We start from the raw sequence: 3205 nt of genomic DNA on the forward strand, positions 1-3205 counted from the left end.
CGGAGAAATCGTCGCCTTCATCCGCCACGGCCACTTCGATCGGGTAGTTGGTCCGGGCTTCATTGCTCAGGAAGCGCACGCCGTCCCAGGTCAAGACCTGATCGTCGTTGGCCAGCGAGCCGCCGTCGGTCTGATGACGGTAATTGAGCAACGTGGTGAACAGCGGCAGGCCCGCGCCGACACCGCTGCAACGTTGGGCCAGGGCCAGGGAAGCCTGTTCGTGGGCGAGCAGTTCGCTGAGGTCGCGATAGGTTTCGTCCACCAACGCGCGGACGCCGAACCCGGCCAGTTGCACCCGTACCGGCAAGGTGTTGATGAACACGCCAAGGGCCCGGTCGGCGCCCAGTGAACCTTGCAGGCGCCCGGCGACCACGCTGCCGAACACCACGTCGTCGCGGCCGGTGCAGCGCCCGAGCACTTGGGCCCAGGCAATATGAAACAGCACGGCCGGTGTCACCCCGGCCAGGCGCGCTTGCGTGCGGATCCGCAGGTTCAGGTCGCGGTCCAGACGCACGCTGGTTTCTACCACCTGGGCGCCATCGCCCTGGACGTCCAGTACGCCGTACGGTGCGGTGGGTTCGTCGACACTGGCCAGGCGGCGAGTGAAATAGGTTTCATGGGCCTGGGGCGGCGTGGCTAGCACCTGGGCGACAAACTCGCGATAAGGCATGGGCGTCGGCAAATGGGCGCCCTGGCCCTGCATCAGTTGCTGGATTTCTTCGAGAACGATGCCCAGGGACACGTGGTCGCTGATCATGTGGTGGTCCAGCAGGGCCAGCCACCAGCGTTCGGAGTGCGGATCCTGGGCGATGCAGGCGCGCATCAGGGGGGCCAGTTGCAGATCCAGGCGCAGGTGGCGTGGATCGCTCAAGCGCTCCAGTTGAGTACGCGGATCCTCATCGGCGGCCAGGGTGATGGCTTGGACCGGCAGCACGGCCTGGCGCTGCACCACCTGCACCGGCTGCGGCTGTCCGACCCAATGCACGGCACTGCGCAGAATGTCATGGCGATCAATCACCGCCTGCAAGGCGCTGACAAAGGCGTCGAGGCGCGGGCGGTCGTCGAATTCGATCATCGAGCGCACCAGGTAGGCGTCGCCTTCATGCCCGAGCAAATGGTGGAACAGGATGCCCTGTTGCAACGGGGCCAGGGGATAGATGTCCTGCACGTTGGCGGCGCCACCAGGCACGGCGCTGACGATACGCTCCAGTTGCGCCGGGGTCAGTTCCACCAGTGGCAACATGTCCGGTGTCAGCTCGGTGCAATCGGCCGGAATGCGGTTGGCCGGCGCGAGGAACAAGGCCTCGTCGTTGCGACTCAGGGCCAGGGCCATTTCCCCCAGGCTGGGGGCGGTGAACACGGTGCGCACCGTGGCGCTCAGGCCATGCTGGCGCAGGCGATCGATCAGGCTCACGGCCAGCAACGAATGCCCGCCGAGTTCGAAGAACCGGTCATGTCGGCCGACCTTCTCGATGCCCAGCAAGTCTTGCCAGACCGTCGCGACGATCTGTTCGATCTCACCCCGAGGTGCCTCGTAGGCTCGGCTGGCGAACGCTTCCTGGCCCGGAGCGGGCAAGGCGCGGCGGTCGAGCTTACCGTTGGGCGTCAATGGCAGGGCCTCGAGTTGGACGAAGGCACTGGGCACCATGTAGTCGGGCAGGGCCGCCAGCAACGCGCGGCGCAATTGCTCCACCGGCACCGGTTCTCCACACAGGTAAGCGATCAAGCGCTTGCTGTCCGATTGGCCGGGTTTGCTTTCCTGGGCCACCACCACCGCTTCACGCACACCAGCGCAGCCGGCAAGGATGGCTTCGATCTCGCCCAGTTCCACGCGGAAACCGCGGATCTTCACCTGGTCGTCGTTGCGTCCCAGGTACTGCAGGGTGCCATCGGCCAACCAGCGGCCGAGATCGCCGGTCTTGTACAGGCGCGCGTCCGGGTCGGTGCTGAACGGGTCGGCGATGAAGCGCTCGGCCGTCAACGCCTGGCGATTGAGGTAACCGCGAGCGACACCGACGCCACCAATGTGAATCTCGCCGGCAACCCCGAGCGGGACGAGGTTGCCGCTGGCATCGAGCACATGCAACTGGGTATTGCGCACCGGTTTGCCGATGGAGCGGAAATCGTCGTGGTCGCTTTCCATCAGGCGGATCGAAGCGTTTACGGTGGCCTCGGTCGGGCCGTAGGCGTTGAACAGCGCCGGGCGATGGCCGGCACGGGCGAACCATTGGCTCACGGCCTGCTTGCCTACCGCTTCACCGCCGATCATGAACTGGCGCAACGAGGCCGGCAGCGGCACATGCTGGTCGCGGCTAACCTGTTGCCAGAACACGGTCGGCAGGTTCGCGACGGTGATCCCATGTTGTTCGCACAGCATGGCGAAGGCCGCGGTGCCGGCAATCCAGGCATCGCTGCGCAGTAACAGGGTGGCACCGGACAGCAAGGCACCAAAGATCTCCTCCACCGACATGTCGAACGTCATGGTGGCGAATTGCAGGACGCGATCACGAGGGTTGAGGCCATAGCGTTCTTGCAGGGCACCGATCTGGTTGCACACCGAACGATGCTCGAGCATCACCCCCTTCGGTTTGCCCGTAGAGCCGGAGGTGTACATGACGTAGGCCAGGTGCCGGGAGGTCAAGTCTTCGATCCGTGGGTTGTGGTCATCACCTTCGGTCGAGTCGTCCAGCGACAGCTGGGCAATCTCCTGCGGTGGCAGTTGCTCGGCCAAGAGGCCTTGGGTCAGTAGTACCCGAGGCGAACTGTCGCTGAGCATTTGTTGCAAGCGATCCTGCGGATAATTCGGGTCCAGCGGCACATAGGCGCCGCCGGCCTTGAGGATGGCCAGGATGCCAATGATCATCTCGGGGCTGCGTTCCACCAGCAGCGCCACGCGCTCATCCGGACGCAGGCCGGCGGCGATCAAGCGGTGGGCGATGCGGTTGGCCCGGGCATTGAGTTCGGCGTAGCTGAGCTGGGTGCCCTCCGCCTGGACCGCGATGGCCTGTGGCTGGGCCTGCACATGCTCTTCGAACCATTCGTGCACCAGCCGGCCTTCGGGGAAGGGGGCGTGGGTCTGGTTGAAAGCGCCGAGCAACTGCCGACGTTGCAGGTTGTCCAGTAACGGCAGGGTCGCCAGCGGCTGCGCCGCATCGTCGAGCATGGCATCGAGCAGGTGCAGCAAATGTTGGCCCCAACGGGCGAT

General features: G+C 65.2%; 1 protein-coding gene. It reads right to left on the reverse strand.

From position 1 onward, the window contains the following. The coding region (locus AC09SL_RS29310; protein WP_479571980.1) for a non-ribosomal peptide synthetase at positions 1-3205 on the reverse strand (3205 nt) is incomplete at both ends.

This window comes from Pseudomonas sp. PF05 (assembly GCF_056521845.1).